This window comes from Cytobacillus purgationiresistens (genome assembly GCF_030813235.1).
In the GTDB taxonomy this organism is placed as follows: domain Bacteria; phylum Bacillota; class Bacilli; order Bacillales; family Cytobacillaceae; genus Cytobacillus; species Cytobacillus purgationiresistens.
Genome location: NZ_JAUSUB010000009.1, coordinates 131,566 through 148,230 on the forward strand (window position 1 = coordinate 131,566; position 16,665 = coordinate 148,230).

Here is a 16,665-nt window from a genome sequence, read left to right on the forward strand (position 1 = left end):
TTCCTAAAATTCTATAGTAAAATAAAATTCCATCTCTATAAATCAATTTCCTTATTTTGTATAAATGGTGAAACCTAAACTTAGGCATCTCGTTTACGGTAAAATACAATAGCTACTGTAATAAAGATCAGTGTCCATAACATTGAAACACCTGTCCCTTGCATTGGTGTAAGGACATTTATTTCATCAGAGGAAGGCGGCATATACATATAATATCCTGCCGTATCCGGAAAATAATTTTTAATACTGGGTAAAAAATCTTTCAATAATGGACTGACAATGAAATAATGACCAAGCATTATCACTAAAGCAGGAGTGGTTCGTCTGAGTAGAACACCTATAGCTGCACTGAGAAGGGTGGTTAATGTTAGATAGCCGGTTGCACCTACTAAAGTTTTTATCATAGCGTCTATTTCAATCACTAATGCTGTGTCTCTCATCATAATAAAAGCATATAGTACACCTGATGCAGCAATAATAAACGCCATAGGAATGGTTAAAATTGCCAAAGTTAAATGCTGCGTGGATAGTTGAAACCCTCGCCAAGGGATCGTAGTTAAAGTAGTTCGAATCTGTCCACCCGTATACTCTGAACAAGTAGCTAAGATACCTAGAATAATGAACCCTGCTTGAAGATATCCCATAGAAGCAAGTCCGATTTTCAGTATACTTTGCGTTCCTGCTGCCCCTTGTAGACCAACAGAAGTAAAAGCTGCTGCTAAAACTAAATTTAGAATGAATGTCCCCATAAGAGTGAGCCATACCAATGGTAATGTAACTAATTTTTCCAGTTCAGCACCAAGGATTAGTGTTATCTTTCTACTAGAAGAGACACTCATGATGTAACGTCCCTCCTATGGAATACAATGGCTGCGACAATGAAAAGAACAGTTACCCAAGCAAACATGATTAAACCACCTGTGAATGGGGTGTGAAAACTGTCGCTCGTAAACATAAACATATCAAGGCCAGCCATATCTGGTAAGTAAAACGCTAATTTTGTAACCTTAGTAAAGAGGTAAGAGACTGTCACAACAGATGAATTTATCATGAGCACAGCAAGCGGGATAATGCCATTCTTAGTTAGAACCGCAATCCCAAATGCTAAAAGAGCAGTAAATATCCAGTAACAAACCGCGCCGATCAGTCTAGATGCTTCAAATGCAGGGGCGTATTCACCAAGAATAAGATTTGTTGCCAACACAGTTGTTAGAATAGCAACAATGGAAAGCAGTATGCTGATCACTGTCACTGCACTTGCTTTTGCCAGCAAAAAGTGGAAACGGGATGCAACAACGGTTAAACTCGTTGTAATCTGATTCCCTCCACCAGATTCACTGCTCTCTGTCAAATACTCACTGTTGACAGCAAGCACACCAAGAATAATGACACCTTGCACACCAAGATAGACGTGTGCTAACTCCAGCTATAATCTTCTCTTTTTGTGCTGTACTGTCCAAGGCAGCAATGACCGCTGGGGCAAATGCTCCAATGAGAAAGGCAAGCCAAATACCCGGCAGGGAGAACAATTTAGATAGTTCCGCGTTAAATGCTCTCATACAACATCACCTGCATTTTCAGATGTCAGGGCAAAAAAGGCTTCCTCCAGCGTGGAATGATTACCTATTACTTCTTTCAATGTTCCATTTGCAACGATTATTAATAATCACCACATCATCAACAGTCTCTTCAAGCTCTCCCATTAGATGACTGGATAGTAACACCGTGTTTCCAGACTCAGCGCGTTCACGTAAAAATGTCCGAATCCAACGAATTCCTTCTGGGTCGAGCCCGTTTACAGGTTCATCTAAAACCAATATCTTTGGATCACCAAGTAGTGCAGCAGCCATTCCAAGTCTTCTCCCCATACCCAGGGAATAATCCCCAACCCTTTTACCAGCTACATTCGTAAGACCTACTATTTCCAGAACTTCCTCGACACGTGAGCGAGATAATCCTGAGGCACGAGCAATCCAACGCAAATGTGCACGTCCTGTTCGCATACGATGAGCTCCAAATCCATCAAGTGCGGCACCTACTGTTGCTAGAGGATTATGTAATTCTGCGAATGGCTTTCCATTAATTAGTGCACTCCCTGAGGTGGCACGATCTAATCCAAGCAGGATGCGAAGTGTAGAACTTTTACCTGCCCCATTCGGACCTAAAAAACCAGTTACTCTACCTGGTCTAGCTTTAAAACTGATATCTGAGTTCCGCGATGTTTGACTAAGTTATTGATCGTAAGCAACCATAACACTCCCTTTCTGTTATGGTTCTAATTATAAAAAAGCAAAGTTAAATCTCGGTTATCTTGCTGTTTACTTCTGGGTTAACTTTAGGTTAAGCTCTACCAATAGCTACTCTTGTACCATTTTCATTTGATGTAAAGTCAGCTTTCAGCTTCATTTTTTTCAACATATAATTTAAAGCCGATAAACCAATCCCCGACCCACCCTCATAGGAAGAGTTATCCATACCTGGACCTCTGTCTGCAACAATGATCAGTTCTTTTTCTACATCAACCACAATGTTTGTATATTTTCCTTCTGCTGCATGGCGAAGAATATTCTGAAATAAATTATCTAGAACTCGTGTCATCCATTTAGGATCTGCTTCCCAATAAAAAGTCTTCACTGTCGGTAAATCAACATCTAACTGAATTTCTTTTTCTTCAAATGCAGGATACCACTCAGCGACAGATGCTCTTACTAATCGTACAATATCTGTTGAAGTGGGATGAAAAGGATGTTTCCCTGATGTAAGCAATGTATAGGAAAGTAAATCATCCATTAGATCTCCGACTCTTGTAATCGTATGGTTCATCTCTGCTAATGAGTCTTGCCCTTCAAAACTCATTGATTCTTTATTTAATCTGGTGATATGTCCTCTCAAAATGGTAAGTGGCGTTCGTAAGTCGTGAGATAAATTCGCAATGAGTCGATGGCGTAATAATTCCTCTTCATATTCTCGCTTGCGACTGTCTTCAAGCTGCTGAATCATCCAATTAAAAGAACTTCCTAACTGGTCTATTTCATCCATACGATCCGTTTGAACAGATATTGGTTTAGGAAATGAATTATTATTAGCTGAAAATGACATGACTTCCTGTAAGCGGGTGAGACGTTTACGAAGTCTAAAGAAGAACAGCCAAGATATTACAACAAATGCAACAATAATAAAACCAAACGAAAGTACGGTAAAGTAAAACAGATTTAACATATTCATTTCTTTTTCATTGCTATCAGGAACGAACGCAGTGAAGAAAATAAGCACAAGAGGAGGAAAAAAGATAAATAGAAAATGCACTTTTAGAAAACGACGAAATAATGATCTATTCTGTTTCATAGTTTCACCCGATAGCCTATTCCCTTCAACGTTTCAATAATTCCTGGGGAATCTGGATGACGTTCCAACTTTTGACGCAATCGATGGATATGCACCAATATTGTTTTATCACCAGTAATATAAGCTTCTTGCCAAATGGCTTCATAGATTTGTTCTTTGGGTAAAACCTGATTAGGATGGCGTAAGAAGTACATTAATATTTGATGTTGTTTCCCTGTTAATATAATTTCTTCACCTGTGCGTTTGTCGTATACCATTTGAACTTCTGGATCTACTTCAATATCATTTCCTAATGAAATGCGCTCGGAATGTGTTCCACCACTTCGACGGATTAATACTTCTAATCTTGCAACTAATTCATCCGTATGGAAGGGTTTCGTTAAATAGTCATCAGCAAATTGTAAACCATCTACTTTATCTTCTATCGATGTTCGAGCAGATAACAGCAATATAGGAACAGCAGGAGCTGCCTTCTTTAATCGTTTTCCCACAGTAAATCCGTCTAACCCGGGTAGCATGATATCCAAAATAACTAATTCATGCTGATTTACTTCTCTTTCGGCTCCTTCACCTGAAAGCAGCCATTGAACTAAAAACCCTCGCTGTTCCAATTCTTCTTTTACCCAACTGCCTATTTTCTCATTATCTTCAATATATAATACGTTTCTTTTCAAGTAACATCCCTCTCTCTAAATTTCAAATTTATCTTGCATCATTTACAGTAACAATTGGATGCTTTTGTGTGCGCAAGGTATCACGTTGTGTAGGGAAATTGACTTCCAGCCATTCTCTGTCATTTTTATATAAGTAAGTGAATGTTTTTTAAACTCCGTTTGAAATTGCTTTCTATTGGAATTTAGGAATTTCTCTCTCCACTCTAATAATTCCGTACGTTTTTTTGTGAGGTCTGTGGATGTTACTTGAAGTGCAATTCGATTTGTAATTGTCCTTAGACTTACATCTAGTTCTAATGCAACTTTTTTAAAGTTGTTTAGGAGTAGCAATAACTTCTTGTTCTCCTTTTATTAATCTGCCATTAAAATGGTCCGAACATGGAAGAAAATTAATTTTATAGAAATGTGTTAAATAACTTTTTTAACAACATTTCACTCCTATGCCGAATACCTTTAGAACTGTGCTTCGCCTTCATCACAATAACGCCTTGAATATCAAGAATTTAATGTTTTACTCGTCCAAGTGCCATTGTCATTAACAAGATTCATAAATAAACAATGATAAATGGATTTCCAGTTATGAATAGTGGGCGAGGATAAAATGAGCATCGACAACGATCGATTTTCACGTTCTATCTCCACAATATTAAATTGTTTACCATTCATGAGAGATATTTCAGCAATCACATATCGTCTTTTCGTAACACCATCATTTAGCCTGGTAAATTTCCGTTGCCCTACACCCTCTGGTAGAGCATGGATAATTGCACGAATTGTTTGTACTTGTGGATGCTGTTCCATTATTTTCAACACATTAATAAAATCTTGCAACTCACCCTGGGCTTGGATTTCGTGTAACATCTGATGCTCTAGCCCTCTTGCTAGTTTTTGACCCCCAGTGTCTGCCGTAGACCGATTGGAATCATTACTGCCAAAGTATTTCTTTGTACTTTCATCCTCTCTCGTACGCTGCTTTGAGGTATTGCTTTTAATTCGTTCAATCTTAGGTACCGATGTATATTCATGTTTCAATTGATTCATTTGTGCAAGATCAAAATCTTCAGTAGAGCCATCGACTTGTTCATCTATTGTAAGGCCTTCTTCATCGTCCTTTTTATTAATAGAACGGTAAGTGTATTTCTTTGCCTCATTGGATTTCTCACGATCTTGTATTTTTGGATGCGAAATTGAAATATGTTGGTACGGAATATGTTTATTTTTCACATTAACAATTTGTAAAACTGTACACGTGTTATTTTTCTCCTTTATACGAGCTGTTATTGTGATCGGTTGTGTAAAGCTCCATTCGAATTTCAAAGTCTTTTCCTGCAACCAATTAAAGGCGATATTTTCATATACTTGTCGTAAATCATGGTTCGTTAGTAACCATACCAGTTGATAAATGAACTCTATTCTAGAGTATTTCAATTCATACAATGTTGAAAAACTAAAATGAATTTTATTTGGTTCATATGTCTCTGTAAAAAATTGAGGAAAGGAATTCGATTCAAACAAGCGATATAAAAGAAAACCGTTTGGCGCTAATATACTGCGAAACGCTTCAATGACTGGTAAAATAACATTCTTACCATCAAAAGAGAACACGAAACTACGAGAAATTGCAGGATCATCGTTACCTCGAATTTTCCAGGGCTTCTCATAAAACTTTACTACATTAGGATAAATAGTTATATCCACTTCTCGAACTCCTTGAGGTGGATGACTAGTTGTAATAATCCCATCCGTATAAAAGTGTTGAATTGCTAAACAAGGTAACGTTCCCCAGTCCATCAGAATTTTTTCTGTTCGTCCATGTGTACGGAAATAAGCATATATCATTATTTTATGGTCTTCTCGAAAGGGTTCACCAATCCAAATTAATTCGGCTTTTTCTCCCTTTGGAAATGGCCAAATGATTTTAACTTGTTGTTTGCTCATAACTATCCACTTCCTGTTTCGCTTGTATATACGCTTCTAACCGAGGTTTTATTTCTTGAAAGTGATGTGATTTCACTGCACCAATACGTTGTACTTTCCACAATACAATGGGTTGTTGCTCCAGTAACATTTGATCAATAATCTTACAACAACGTCAGATTTGAAATTGTTGGGTAGACTCTGTAATTTCAGATAGAAACTTTTTAGTTCGGGGTAACTTATCAAGATGTTTCTCCAAATTTGATAAAATCCCTAGACGTTTCTCAATAATCGAAATCGTAATACGAACGGGCTTATCTAGTTCTGAGGGACTTGTTCAACAATCTGGCCCGATTGTTGAATAAGAAAAAATCCTGCATATCAACACAGGATTTTTAATCAAACTTTATTATAAATGATCAATCTTTATTTTAAATAATCGAATTTTGTTTTAAACGATCAATCTTTTTTATAAAACTACATAAATCAATTGAAACTTCTCAAAATCACTCAACCGTAACAGACTTAGCCAAATTCCTCGGCTTATCTACATCACAGTCGCGATGTAATGCTGCATAGTAAGAAATCAGCTGCAGCGGGATGACAGAGATAAGAGGTGTTAATAGTTCGTGCACTTCTGGGATGATGAAGGTGTCTCCTTCCTGCTCGAGTCCCTTCATTGCGATGATGCACGGGTTAGCACCGCGAGCGACGACTTCTTTGACGTTTCCGCGGATGCTTAAGTTAACACTTTCTTGTGTTGCTAATGCAATAATTGGTGTGCCGTCTTCGATTAAAGCGATTGTGCCGTGCTTTAATTCTCCTCCGGCAAAGCCTTCTGCTTGGATATAAGAGATTTCTTTCAGCTTCAGCGCGCCTTCAAGGCCTACATAGTAATCAATGCCGCGGCCAATGAAGAAAGCGTTTCTTGTGGTTGCCAGGAAGCTTCGGGCAATGTCTTCGTACGCTTCCTTTGAATCGCATAGAATCTCTATTGCGTTTGCCACGATGCCCAGCTCTTGAACAAGGTTAAAGCCTAAGCTCAATCCTTTTGCTTTCGCTGTTACTTCAGCCAGAATCGCCAATACGGCAATTTGAGCCGTGTAAGCTTTTGTAGAGGCAACGGCTATTTCAGGGCCAGCATGTAATAATAAGGTATGGTCCGCTTCGCGAGATAGGGTTGATCCAGGTACATTCGTAATAGTTAAGGCTTTATGGCCCATTTCTTTTACACTCACAAGTACGGCACGACTGTCTGCTGTTTCACCACTTTGAGAGATAAAAATAAATAATGGCTTTTTAGATAAAAGCGGAATATTATAGCCGAATTCACTTGAAATATGGACTTCAACTGGCACCTTCGCCATTTTTTCTATGAATTGCTTGCCGACAAGACCTGCGTGATTCGAAGTCCCTGCAGCAATAATATAAATGCGGTCCGCTTCTTTCATTGCTGAAACGATGTTTTCATCAATCGTCAATGCGCCATTCTCATCTTGATACTTTTGGATAATATTGCGAATGACTACTGGCTGTTCATCGATTTCCTTCAGCATATAGTGAGGATACGTGCCCTTTTCGATATCACTTGCATCAAGCTCTGCCGTATATGGCGCACGTTCAATGATATCACCATCTAGATTTTTGATGATGACTTCATCTTTCGTTACCATAACCATTTCCTTATCAACAAGTTCCACATATTGATCCGTGACTTGGATCATTGCCATGGCATCTGATGCAACGACGTTGAATGCATCACCTAATCCCACGAGTAGAGGGCTTTTATTTTTAGCAACATAGATGGTTCCGTTGTCTGCTTTATCTAAAAGAGCAATGGCATAAGAGCCTTTTAAAACCTTTAAAGTCTCGCGGAATGCTTCCTCTGTGCTCAGGTCTTTTGAGAATAGCTCAATCAGCTGTACAATGATTTCTGTATCTGTATCACTTTTAAGAGCTATTTCTTGCAAGTATTCACGCTTTAAGTGATCGTAGTTTTCTATTACACCGTTGTGAACCAAGGTATACCTGCCTGAATTACTTTGATGCGGATGGGCATTTTCATGGCTTGGCACTCCGTGTGTCGCCCAGCGCGTATGTCCTATTCCTGTATTCGCCAGTACATCAAGATCAACGATGCTGCGAAGATCTGCAATTCTGCCTTTTTCTTTAAAAACCTGAACGCCGTTATCATTAACCACAGCAATTCCTGCTGAATCATAGCCTCTATATTCGAGCTTTTCCAAGCCTTTTAATAAAATCTCTTTTGAATCATTGTTTCCTATATATCCTACAATACCGCACATACTTCTTTCCTCCTAAAAATAGAAGGGGCAAGAAGCCTTTTAGGGCATACTTGCCCCTTATCTCCGTATTTTATGATGTTAGGACCACATTATCCTCAACATTAAGCTTAAGCCTTACATCAAGGCAGTTAAGCCGCTTATTTTCACATTCGCTTCTCTTTGTGCATCAGGTTGCCCTGACGTTTTAAAGAAGTGATTTCGGTTGTGCTGGCAACCGGGAGGTATCCGCCGAATCATTCGATAAACCTCCTCCTCGTCAACTAATCCAAGTGTCGTCCATAGATTAGTCCGGGCGCTTTAATTATAAGAATATCCTCTGTCCACCTTCCACTTAGATATATTTTCGCATGATACAAAAACATGATAATCATACCGTATCATAACCTTTAAGTCAATATAAAACCATTGGACAATAGGGTTTTTCTACCATATAAGGGAAATCACTAAATGGCCATAAAATAAAATATGCATGAGGGGACTTGTCTGTTCCCTCATGCATATGACTTTTTTTATTATGAGTCTTTCATACCCATTTCTACTTCCACAACAGCAGCAATTCTAGCCACGTATTCATCACATAATTCTTTTGTAGATGCTTCTGCCATGACTCGTACAAGCGGCTCTGTCCCTGATGGACGCACGAGAATTCGTCCGTTTCCATTCATTTCATCTTCAACCTGCTTAATCACTGTGCTGACCTTTTCATTATCTGTTACATGATGTTTGTCAGTCACTTTAATATTCACAAGCTTCTGCGGGAACTTCTTCATTTCCTTCGCAAGCTCAGATAATGGTTTCTTAGTTACTTTCATAATGTTAACAAGCTGAAGGCCGGATAACAGCCCATCACCAGTTGTAATATAATCAAGGAATATAATATGCCCTGACTGTTCTCCACCAAGATTATAGCCTGATTTCTTCATCTCTTCGACTACATAACGGTCACCAACGGCCGTCTGAACACTTCCGATGCCGTCAGCTTCTAAACCTTTATAGAAACCAAGATTACTCATAACAGTGGATACAACTGTTCCCTGCTTTAATCTTCCTTGATCTTTCAGATACTTTGCACAGATGTACATGATTTGATCACCGTCAACGATATCACCGTTCTCGTCTATAGCTATCAAACGATCGCCATCCCCATCAAAGGCAAGCCCGATATCTGCTTCTCTTTCCTTCACAAATGCAGCTAAGGCTTCAGGATGGGTAGAGCCTACACCTTCATTAATATTCAATCCGTTCGGTGATGCACCCATCATAGAGAGGTCAGCATCTAGATCTGCAAATAAATGGTTAGCGAGGAAGGAAGTTGCTCCATGTGCACAATCTAATGCGATATGTATGCCTGAGAACTCCTCATCTACTGTCTGTTTCAAGTATTGCAGATACTTTTGTCCACCTTCAAAATAATCGTTCGGTACGCCTAGGTTACCTCCAACTGGACGAGGCAGCTCATCTTCAGGTAGCTCCATTAATCCTTCAATCTCAAGTTCCTGCTCATCAGAAAGCTTAAATCCGTCTGGTCCAAAAAACTTAATTCCGTTATCAGCTACTGGATTATGAGAAGCGGAGATCATTACGCCTGCTTCCGCTCCAAGCGCCTTCGTTAAGTAAGCGACGCCCGGGGTTGAAATAACACCAAGGCGCATGACTTCTGCCCCGATTGAAAGTAATCCGGCGACCAATGCTCCTTCCAGCATATGGCCTGATATACGTGTATCCCGGCCGATTAATACTTTCGGACGTTCTTGGTTCTTTGTAAGGACATAACCGCCAAAACGCCCCAGCTTAAAGGCTAATTCTGGAGTTAATTCACTGTTTGCTACTCCGCGTACGCCGTCAGTACCGAAATATTTTCCCATAAATTTATCGCTCCTTCTAAACATATACGTGAAAACCAATTAAAGCGGCTCTCTTTGTTTCAATCCTTTGAAAAAATTATACTTCTCTTGGTTTGATTGCTATGGTTGCCTTCTCAGCGTCCGGTTCTAAATTAATATCTGATGGACCATTTATATTAATCTCAACCTCATGTTCCCCTTCATCGAGACCAGCTAAATTAAGAAATAAGTTAAAATCCGCTTCCTTTAAAGAGTTTACTTTATCACTGCGTCCATGTGCGGTCAAGCTTGTCCGCCCGCCAGTTGGACTTTTAAACTCAGCTTCGAAATCATCTGCCAATCCTGTTATATTAATGGGAATATTTGAGTAAGTACGCTTGGTTTCTTGTTCCTGTGCTTGCTCATTATCACTATCATTATTTTCTGTAACAGGTTCATTCTTATTTGCTTTCACTTTAAGCTTTACTTGTTTAGGATTCACTTCAGTAATCCCCTCAGAAATAATAACTGGCAGCGTTAGCTCCGTATCCCCATCTAATTTACTTAAATCCACCTCTACACGGACAGCCTCTGTTTCTTCCAGTACGTCCTTTTTGCCATAGATAGTGGCTTCATCGACATCCAGTGTTAACGATTCTATATTGACATCATCGGAAGGTTCGCCTTTTTCAACAATATTGATAGGGACTGTCTTGCTTATGCGACTTACTTCTACTTTTACTTCTACTCTGCTAGGCTCAACCTTCACATTCAGCTTATTCATCTCTCGATCAAGGACATTGATGACTGCATCCTCTTTTACTGATTCTGTAATTGGGCCACTTATATTCAAGGTAGCTTTTACAAACCCAATACTTTCAATATCTTCCATCGCCCCTGTGATTGTCACCGTATTAGGTTCAGCGATTGCACTTTCGGCCACAAAGCCTTCACCTAGAATGCCATTGTTGAATTCTGCCTCAACTCTAAAATCCTTTGACACTCTTTCTTGAATTGTGACATTGGCCACACTTGGATCAATAATTACATCCAGCTTATCAGAAATATCCTTTATTTCAATAGGGACACTTTCCTCTCCTATTTCAGCATCCGCTAAGTCTACAAACACTTCGAAATTCCGCTGTGCTTTTGCTGGCTGCAAATGACTTTTCGGTCCCTGAAGTGTGACTGTGACCGTTTCCGGTATACCCGATACTACTAAATTCTCAGTATCATAGTAAGCTTTGACAGGAACATCTTCCAGGACAGCCGTATCTTCGTCTCCAGGGATATTCACATTGCTTACTTGTTTATCCGGGTCATACACTGAATCAAATAACAGCAAGGCAAGAAGCAAAGCGACAATCTTCATAAACCAGCTCGTATCAATGAGCTTATCAATGTACTTATCCATTTTTCTTACCCCTCCAATTCCATAGAGTGGAAGAAGTCTGTTTTGACTTATTTTGGAACAATAACTCATTGGATAACAGTTCTTTAAATCTATCCAGCTTTAAGTCACGATACAGCTCGCCATTTTTTGCGAGGGAGATCCCACCTGTCTCCTCTGACACGATAATTGTCAAGCTGTCCGTTACCTCACTAATTCCTAGTGCGGCTCTGTGCCTGGTTCCTAATTCTTTTGAAATGAATGGGCTTTCCGATAACGGTAAATAACAGGCTGCTGCTGCAACTTGACCCTTTTGTATAATAACTGCACCGTCATGAAGCGGTGTATTTGGAATAAATATGTTAATCATTAATTCTGATGAAATCTTTGATTGAAGTGGGATGCCTGTTTCGATATAGTCACCCATTCCAGTTTCACGCTCTATAGATATAAGTGCACCTATGCGGCGTTTTGCCATATAGTCGACAGATTTAACAATCGATTCAATCAGCTTTTCTTGATCCAACTCTTCCTGGTGGCCGCTTCTAGCAAAAAATTTACCTCTGCCCAGTTGCTCCAATGCTCTGCGCAATTCAGGCTGAAAAATGATGATAACGGCTAAGAATCCCCATAATAGCACTTGCTCCATCATCCAGCCTAATGTTTGTAAATGGAGCTGATCACTGATGACTTTTACAATGAGAATGACAAAGATTCCTTTAACCAATTGAACAGCCTTTGTTCCTTTGACAACCATGGTGAGTTTATAGATGACGAACCAAACAAGGAGAATGTCAACCGTATTAGCCAGTAGTTTCAAAAACGGGAAATCTGCAAATGTGAAATCTATAAGCGACATTTTCCTTCCTCCAAATATATATTTCCAAAAGCATTTGCTTTAATTTTCATATGTAACCTACATATTATATCATATTTCATGCTAATTCCAATTTCAGACAAGCTTGTTTTGGATTAATATAATATTACAAACCATCCTACCGCTTTATTTCTTAATATGCAAAGAATTGGGCGAAAATGAAAAAAATATCAAGAAAATCTTATTATAGTCGTACCTTCTAAAAACAAAAAAGAACCTTTGTCATTTTAAAAAGGTTCTTCTTGTCCTTAGATTACCCAGAACAGGATTCAATTATTGCGTGTTCTTATTCTTCCGCTACTTATTATCTTCTTGGGTATCTTGGTCAAATACACTAACTACACCTTTTGCAGTCGTTTTAATATGATACCAAAGCCATTCAAACATGGCGTTGATTTCTTCAATATCTCCTGTCACTTGTCCGGCTGAGGCAAGATAATTTTCCCCGTTAATCTCCCCGTTAATAACCGTCACATTGCCCTCGACTTCACCATCTATTTTTAAATTCCCATTCTTCACCGTCACGTCCCCTTTTACCACTTCTCCTTTAGGAACAATAACGGTGTCATTATCGACAACAAGATTTGGCTGTTTCGAAACAGAAAGCTGCTGGTCCTGGTTCCATGATGAGAAGAGGCTTCCGGCCATTAGTACAATGAATAGAGATGCGGCCGTGAGCATAGGGTGATGTCTAAACCATCTCTGCATACCTACCTTCTTCTTCTCCTTAGGCAGCATCGCCATCACATTTGCCGTAAAATTACTTGGCGCCTGAAAATGGGAGGTACTCTGAACTAAAGCAATCGCTTTCTTTAGTTCATGGAAGTGCTCTGCACAGGTTTCACACTTTTGTATATGCGTTCTTAATTCACTTTCATGTTCAGCTGAGATCTCTTCATCTAAATATTCATGCATATAGTGGATGATTTCTTCATTACATTTCATCTTTTCACCTTCTTATACGTAACGTAGTTGGTTTCTTAAAGCTTCCCTGCCCCGATGTATCCGGGTCTTTACAGTACCCAGCGGCAGATTCAACGTTTCGCTAATTTCCTTTAATGATAATTCCTCTATATACTTCAAGACGATAACCGATCTATATTTCTCCGGCAGCTTCGATATTTCCTTTTGTATGGTTTCTTGCAGTTCTAAGCTTTGTACATCATCTTCGGGCAATCTTGTATCTGATGGAATCTGCGAATACATGGTCAGCCCCTCTGTCCCTGCAACCTCCGCATCCAGATAGTAATCTGGTTTCTTTTTTCTAATTCTATCAATACAAAGGTTTGTGGCAATTCTATATAGCCAAGTGGAAAATTTTAAATCAATATTAAAACTGTTGATATTCACGTACGCTCTTAAGAATGCTTCTTGCGCAATATCTTCTGCCTCATGTTGATTGGCGAGCATGCGATAGCAGATATGGAACACTTTATCTTTATATATCTCAACTATCTCAGCATAGGCATCTTGATCGCCTTTTAAAACTTGTTTGATTCTCTTCTTTACTAAAATCTCCATATTTTTTACCCCCGCTCTAATGCGGCTTATCGATATAATTACGAATCGATAGCGGAAAAGGTTTCACTTTTTCTTTACTTACAGATTTTCATGTCATTTGACTGAAAAATCCCTTTAAATTATGTACGATTATTTTTATATCTTTCCAAATCATAGTTCTTTTGTTACGTTAAATATTTCATCCTTTTTTATTTTAACAAATTTTTACTGACTTGGTTTATTAAATTATCAGTCTGGGTATAAAGAATGTAAATCAATGAGAAAGGGGACTGTTCTAATGCAAGCAAATGAATTATTAAGGGATATTGAAGTATATCGTAGCAGAATGATTAAATTAGCTTCTTTGTCTTCTTTTTCAAACCATCAAGTAATTGAAGCGAGTATTGAATTAGACAATCTTATTAATAGGTACAACACACTAACACAAAAAAATAGAGCCTGAGACATCGCCCCAGGCCTTGTATCTAATAAATCACAATAATTTTTCACCGAATAATGATCCAATTAAAGCGACAGCTGCGGTTGCCGTTTTATTTTTTTCGTCTAAGATTGGATTAACTTCTACAAACTCTGCTGAAGTTATCATATTTGCTTCTGCCAGCATTTCCATTGCTAAATGACTTTCCCTATAACTTATGCCTCCAATAACCGGTGTACCTACACCAGGTGCATCATTAGGATCCAATCCGTCTAAATCTAATGATAAATGAACACCATCTGTTCTCCCCTTCAGATAGTTTATCGTCTCTTCCATAATGGTTGTCATACCTAAACGGTCAACCTCATGCATTGTATAAACCTTTATTCCAAGATCTTTAATAAGTTTTCTTTCTCCCTCATCAAGAGACCTGGCACCTATAATGACAATATTTTCTGACTTTATCTTTGGCAGATCACCGCCTACAGTTGTCAATGCCGGATGTCCCAGGCCTAGACTTACTGCGAGAGACATGCCATGAACATTCCCAGATGGAGAAGTTTCTGGTGTATTTAAGTCGCCATGTGCATCATACCATATCACACCAAGGTTATGATAATGCTTTGCTACACCAGCAAGCGTACCAATTGCAATGCTATGGTCTCCTCCTAAAACGAGAGGAAAAGATTGGGATGCAATCACATCATCTACTTTATCTGCTAGAATCTTTGTCTTCTCAGCTATTAATTCTAGATTTCTAAGACCCGTTTCCGAATCCACACTTACTTCCGGTCTGCCAATTTCAATATCACCTAAATCATCTATTTCATCAAACAGTTCATGTAAGCGTTCATTAATCCCCGCATAACGGATTGCACTTGGACCCATATCTACTCCTCGACGCAATTGTCCTAAATCCATCGGCATTCCAATGATTGATAACTTTTTCATGTCCATCCCCCTTAGTTGTCCCTCTCATATATTGTAAACGCTTACAGATAGATGGTTCAACTGTACAATTTTATGTATATCTATACATGCATTTAAAATTAATTAAACTTCAATTTGACCTAACCAATCCTGAGTAAATGTCGTGTGCAACAGCACCTCATATGAGCATAAGGGAGGGATTTAACCATAACCTGCTCTCAAAAAAAGATATATAACAAAAAAGACCTTAAGCATGAAGCACTTAAGGTCTTTCAAATATTATGAGCCATGAAGGACTCGAACCTTCGACCCTCTGATTAAAAGTCAGATGCTCTACCAACTGAGCTAATGGCTCGAAAAAAATGGCTGGGCTACCTGGGATCGAACCAGGGAATGACGGAATCAAAATCCGGTGCCTTACCGCTTGGCTATAGCCCATCAATCCTATATAAAAAATTAACAAAATAAAAAGGACTAATTATATTTTGTCCACTTTTACAGTTTTCATTCAAAAAAATGGTGGAGGGGGGCAGATTCGAACTGCCGAACCCGAAGGAGCGGATTTACAGTCCGCCGCGTTTAGCCACTTCGCTACCCCTCCGATTTAATATGATGCCGGCGAGAGGACTTGAACCCCCAACCTACTGATTACAAGTCAGTTGCTCTACCAATTGAGCTACCCCGGCCTGAATAATCAAGACAAAATAAAAAATGATGGAGGATGACGGGATCGAACCGCCGACCCTCTGCTTGTAAGGCAGATGCTCTCCCAGCTGAGCTAATCCTCCATAAATGGTGACCCCTACGGGATTCGAACCCGTGTTACCGCCGTGAAAGGGCGGTGTCTTAACCGCTTGACCAAGGGGCCGTCTATGTTGTTTGTTACAGAGCTTCCAACCGGATTCGAACCGGTGACCTCTTCCTTACCATGGAAGTGCTCTACCTGCTGAGCTATGGAAGCACCAGCTTAACATTATTTAAAAAATGGCTCCGCAGGTAGGATTCGAACCTACGACCGTTCGGTTAACAGCCGAATGCTCTACCACTGAGCTACTGCGGAATAATGATATAAAATTATGTAAATCTTTCGCCCGGCAACGTCCTACTCTCACAAGGGGACAGCCCCTAACTACCATCGGCGCTGAGAAGCTTAACTTCCGTGTTCGGTATGGGAACGGGTGTGACCTTCTCGCTATCGCCACCAGACTATTTTAAAGACATTTATTATTATAACGTCTTTTTAAGATTTTTCAAGAGAAAAAATAAATATTTATTCTCTCAAAACTAGATAATGTATAAGAAGAAGAATTACTAAGTAACACGCCAAATTTGTCCAGCTTCGGCCGCCAGAGCCGCCTACGCTTTTCAATTTGGTTAAGTCCTCGACCGATTAGTATCAGTCAGCTCCATGTGTCGCCACACTTCCACCTCTGACCTATCAACCTGATCATCTTTCAGGGATCT

At 39.3% G+C, this 16,665-nt stretch carries 17 protein-coding genes, 8 tRNA genes, 2 rRNA genes and 1 pseudogene; 1 reads left to right on the top strand and 27 read right to left on the bottom strand.

Going from position 1 to position 16,665, the window contains the following annotated elements; genetic code table 11:
• Window positions 1-80 precede the first annotated feature (80 nt).
• The 16 genes and pseudogenes from J2S17_RS12280 to sigW form a co-directional block, all read right to left on the bottom strand.
• On the bottom strand, window positions 81-839 hold the full coding sequence (locus tag J2S17_RS12280; protein WP_307475228.1) for an ABC transporter permease: 759 nt from the start codon (window positions 837-839) through the stop codon (window positions 81-83).
• Entirely contained in the window at window positions 836-1,399 is a 564-nt protein-coding gene (locus J2S17_RS12285; RefSeq protein ID WP_307475230.1) for an ABC transporter permease, read from the bottom strand. Before J2S17_RS12285 ends, J2S17_RS12280 begins: the two co-directional genes overlap by 4 nt.
• A complete protein-coding gene (locus J2S17_RS12290) occupies window positions 1,356-1,559 on the bottom strand; it encodes a hypothetical protein (protein ID WP_307475232.1) in 204 nt (67 codons plus the stop codon). The genes J2S17_RS12285 and J2S17_RS12290 overlap by 44 nt, the downstream gene beginning before the upstream one ends.
• 60 nt (window positions 1,560-1,619) lie before the next feature.
• Window positions 1,620-2,204 carry an ATP-binding cassette domain-containing protein gene (locus tag J2S17_RS12295; protein WP_307475269.1) on the bottom strand — a complete coding sequence of 195 codons (585 nt, stop codon included), beginning with the start codon at window positions 2,202-2,204 and terminating at the stop codon, window positions 1,620-1,622.
• Window positions 2,205-2,340: 136 nt separating this feature from the next.
• Window positions 2,341-3,345, bottom strand: a complete 1,005-nt coding sequence (locus J2S17_RS12300) for a HAMP domain-containing sensor histidine kinase (RefSeq protein WP_307475233.1) — start codon at window positions 3,343-3,345, stop codon at window positions 2,341-2,343.
• The gene (locus J2S17_RS12305; RefSeq protein WP_307475235.1) at window positions 3,342-4,019 is read right to left on the bottom strand and encodes a response regulator transcription factor; all 678 of its coding nucleotides are present in this window, start codon (window positions 4,017-4,019) and stop codon (window positions 3,342-3,344) included. Before J2S17_RS12305 ends, J2S17_RS12300 begins: the two co-directional genes overlap by 4 nt.
• Before the next feature lie 495 nt (window positions 4,020-4,514).
• On the bottom strand, window positions 4,515-5,957 hold the full coding sequence (locus J2S17_RS12310) for a Tn7-like element transposition protein TnsE (protein ID WP_307475236.1): 1,443 nt from the start codon (window positions 5,955-5,957) through the stop codon (window positions 4,515-4,517).
• Window positions 5,938-6,060 carry a hypothetical protein gene (locus J2S17_RS12315; protein WP_307475238.1) on the bottom strand — a complete coding sequence of 41 codons (123 nt, stop codon included), beginning with the start codon at window positions 6,058-6,060 and terminating at the stop codon, window positions 5,938-5,940. Before J2S17_RS12315 ends, J2S17_RS12310 begins: the two co-directional genes overlap by 20 nt.
• A gap of 51 nt (window positions 6,061-6,111) precedes the next feature.
• Window positions 6,112-6,243: pseudogene (locus tag J2S17_RS28865) on the bottom strand (hypothetical protein); the annotation flags it as partial.
• 199 nt (window positions 6,244-6,442) lie between these two features.
• Window positions 6,443-8,242 carry a glutamine--fructose-6-phosphate transaminase (isomerizing) gene (gene glmS, locus J2S17_RS12320; RefSeq protein ID WP_307475240.1) on the bottom strand — a complete coding sequence of 600 codons (1,800 nt, stop codon included), beginning with the start codon at window positions 8,240-8,242 and terminating at the stop codon, window positions 6,443-6,445.
• A gap of 114 nt (window positions 8,243-8,356) precedes the next feature.
• On the bottom strand, window positions 8,357-8,479 hold the full coding sequence (locus J2S17_RS12325; protein ID WP_307475241.1) for a hypothetical protein: 123 nt from the start codon (window positions 8,477-8,479) through the stop codon (window positions 8,357-8,359).
• Between the two features lie 275 nt (window positions 8,480-8,754).
• The gene (gene glmM, locus J2S17_RS12330) at window positions 8,755-10,107 is read right to left on the bottom strand and encodes a phosphoglucosamine mutase (protein ID WP_307475243.1); all 1,353 of its coding nucleotides are present in this window, start codon (window positions 10,105-10,107) and stop codon (window positions 8,755-8,757) included.
• Window positions 10,108-10,183: 76 nt separating this feature from the next.
• Window positions 10,184-11,479 (bottom strand): CdaR family protein, encoded by a 1,296-nt coding sequence (locus J2S17_RS12335; RefSeq protein ID WP_307475245.1) that lies wholly within the window; start codon window positions 11,477-11,479, stop codon window positions 10,184-10,186.
• The gene (cdaA, locus tag J2S17_RS12340) at window positions 11,472-12,314 is read right to left on the bottom strand and encodes a diadenylate cyclase CdaA (RefSeq protein ID WP_307475247.1); all 843 of its coding nucleotides are present in this window, start codon (window positions 12,312-12,314) and stop codon (window positions 11,472-11,474) included. Before cdaA ends, J2S17_RS12335 begins: the two co-directional genes overlap by 8 nt.
• Before the next feature lie 315 nt (window positions 12,315-12,629).
• Window positions 12,630-13,277 carry an anti-sigma factor family protein gene (locus J2S17_RS12345; RefSeq protein WP_307475249.1) on the bottom strand — a complete coding sequence of 216 codons (648 nt, stop codon included), beginning with the start codon at window positions 13,275-13,277 and terminating at the stop codon, window positions 12,630-12,632.
• A gap of 12 nt (window positions 13,278-13,289) precedes the next feature.
• Complete coding sequence (gene sigW, locus J2S17_RS12350) at window positions 13,290-13,853, bottom strand: RNA polymerase sigma factor SigW (RefSeq protein WP_307475251.1); 564 nt, start codon at window positions 13,851-13,853, stop codon at window positions 13,290-13,292.
• A 277-nt stretch (window positions 13,854-14,130) separates the two neighbouring features.
• Here sigW and J2S17_RS12355 point away from each other — a divergent pair, with 277 nt between their 5' ends.
• A complete protein-coding gene (locus tag J2S17_RS12355) occupies window positions 14,131-14,295 on the top strand; it encodes an aspartyl-phosphate phosphatase Spo0E family protein (protein WP_307475253.1) in 165 nt (54 codons plus the stop codon).
• Between the two features lie 30 nt (window positions 14,296-14,325).
• On the opposite strand, the gene rocF is transcribed toward J2S17_RS12355, so the two are convergent.
• The 11 genes from rocF to J2S17_RS12410 form a co-directional block, all read right to left on the bottom strand.
• Window positions 14,326-15,222 carry an arginase gene (rocF, locus tag J2S17_RS12360; RefSeq protein ID WP_307475255.1) on the bottom strand — a complete coding sequence of 299 codons (897 nt, stop codon included), beginning with the start codon at window positions 15,220-15,222 and terminating at the stop codon, window positions 14,326-14,328.
• A gap of 261 nt (window positions 15,223-15,483) precedes the next feature.
• Window positions 15,484-15,556: transfer RNA gene (locus tag J2S17_RS12365), tRNA-Lys, on the bottom strand.
• Window positions 15,557-15,564: 8 nt separating this feature from the next.
• Window positions 15,565-15,639 (bottom strand) — tRNA-Gln (locus J2S17_RS12370).
• A 79-nt stretch (window positions 15,640-15,718) separates the two neighbouring features.
• Window positions 15,719-15,802 (bottom strand) — tRNA-Tyr (locus tag J2S17_RS12375).
• A 12-nt stretch (window positions 15,803-15,814) separates the two neighbouring features.
• Window positions 15,815-15,887 (bottom strand) — tRNA-Thr (locus J2S17_RS12380).
• 29 nt (window positions 15,888-15,916) lie between these two features.
• Window positions 15,917-15,989: transfer RNA gene (locus tag J2S17_RS12385), tRNA-Val, on the bottom strand.
• Window positions 15,990-15,994: 5 nt separating this feature from the next.
• Window positions 15,995-16,069 (bottom strand) — tRNA-Glu (locus tag J2S17_RS12390).
• 20 nt (window positions 16,070-16,089) lie between these two features.
• Window positions 16,090-16,162: transfer RNA gene (locus tag J2S17_RS12395), tRNA-Thr, on the bottom strand.
• A 24-nt stretch (window positions 16,163-16,186) separates the two neighbouring features.
• Window positions 16,187-16,261, bottom strand: a tRNA-Asn gene (locus J2S17_RS12400).
• A 29-nt stretch (window positions 16,262-16,290) separates the two neighbouring features.
• Window positions 16,291-16,407: ribosomal RNA gene (rrf, locus tag J2S17_RS12405) — 5S ribosomal RNA — on the bottom strand.
• Window positions 16,408-16,571: 164 nt separating this feature from the next.
• Window positions 16,572-16,665, bottom strand: a 23S ribosomal RNA gene (locus J2S17_RS12410); the annotation flags it as partial.

What these genes read in the sequence shown, in the direction of transcription:
- cdaA (WP_307475247.1), bottom strand. Translation starts at nt 12,314, where the DNA reads ATGTCGCTTATAGATTTCACATTTGCAGATTTCCCGTTTTTGAAACTA.
- J2S17_RS12280 (WP_307475228.1), bottom strand. Translation starts at nt 839, where the DNA reads ATGAGTGTCTCTTCTAGTAGAAAGATAACACTAATCCTTGGTGCTGAA.
- J2S17_RS12300 (WP_307475233.1), bottom strand. Translation starts at nt 3,345, where the DNA reads ATGAAACAGAATAGATCATTATTTCGTCGTTTTCTAAAAGTGCATTTT.
- J2S17_RS12290 (WP_307475232.1), bottom strand. Translation starts at nt 1,559, where the DNA reads ATGAGAGCATTTAACGCGGAACTATCTAAATTGTTCTCCCTGCCGGGT.
- J2S17_RS12310 (WP_307475236.1), bottom strand. Translation starts at nt 5,957, where the DNA reads ATGAGCAAACAACAAGTTAAAATCATTTGGCCATTTCCAAAGGGAGAA.
- J2S17_RS12345 (WP_307475249.1), bottom strand. Translation starts at nt 13,277, where the DNA reads ATGAAATGTAATGAAGAAATCATCCACTATATGCATGAATATTTAGAT.
- rocF (WP_307475255.1), bottom strand. Translation starts at nt 15,222, where the DNA reads ATGAAAAAGTTATCAATCATTGGAATGCCGATGGATTTAGGACAATTG.
- J2S17_RS12335 (WP_307475245.1), bottom strand. Translation starts at nt 11,479, where the DNA reads ATGGATAAGTACATTGATAAGCTCATTGATACGAGCTGGTTTATGAAG.
- sigW (WP_307475251.1), bottom strand. Translation starts at nt 13,853, where the DNA reads ATGGAGATTTTAGTAAAGAAGAGAATCAAACAAGTTTTAAAAGGCGAT.
- glmM (WP_307475243.1), bottom strand. Translation starts at nt 10,107, where the DNA reads ATGGGAAAATATTTCGGTACTGACGGCGTACGCGGAGTAGCAAACAGT.
- J2S17_RS12355 (WP_307475253.1), top strand. Translation starts at nt 14,131, where the DNA reads ATGCAAGCAAATGAATTATTAAGGGATATTGAAGTATATCGTAGCAGA.
- J2S17_RS12325 (WP_307475241.1), bottom strand. Translation starts at nt 8,479, where the DNA reads ATGATTCGGCGGATACCTCCCGGTTGCCAGCACAACCGAAATCACTTC.
- glmS (WP_307475240.1), bottom strand. Translation starts at nt 8,242, where the DNA reads ATGTGCGGTATTGTAGGATATATAGGAAACAATGATTCAAAAGAGATT.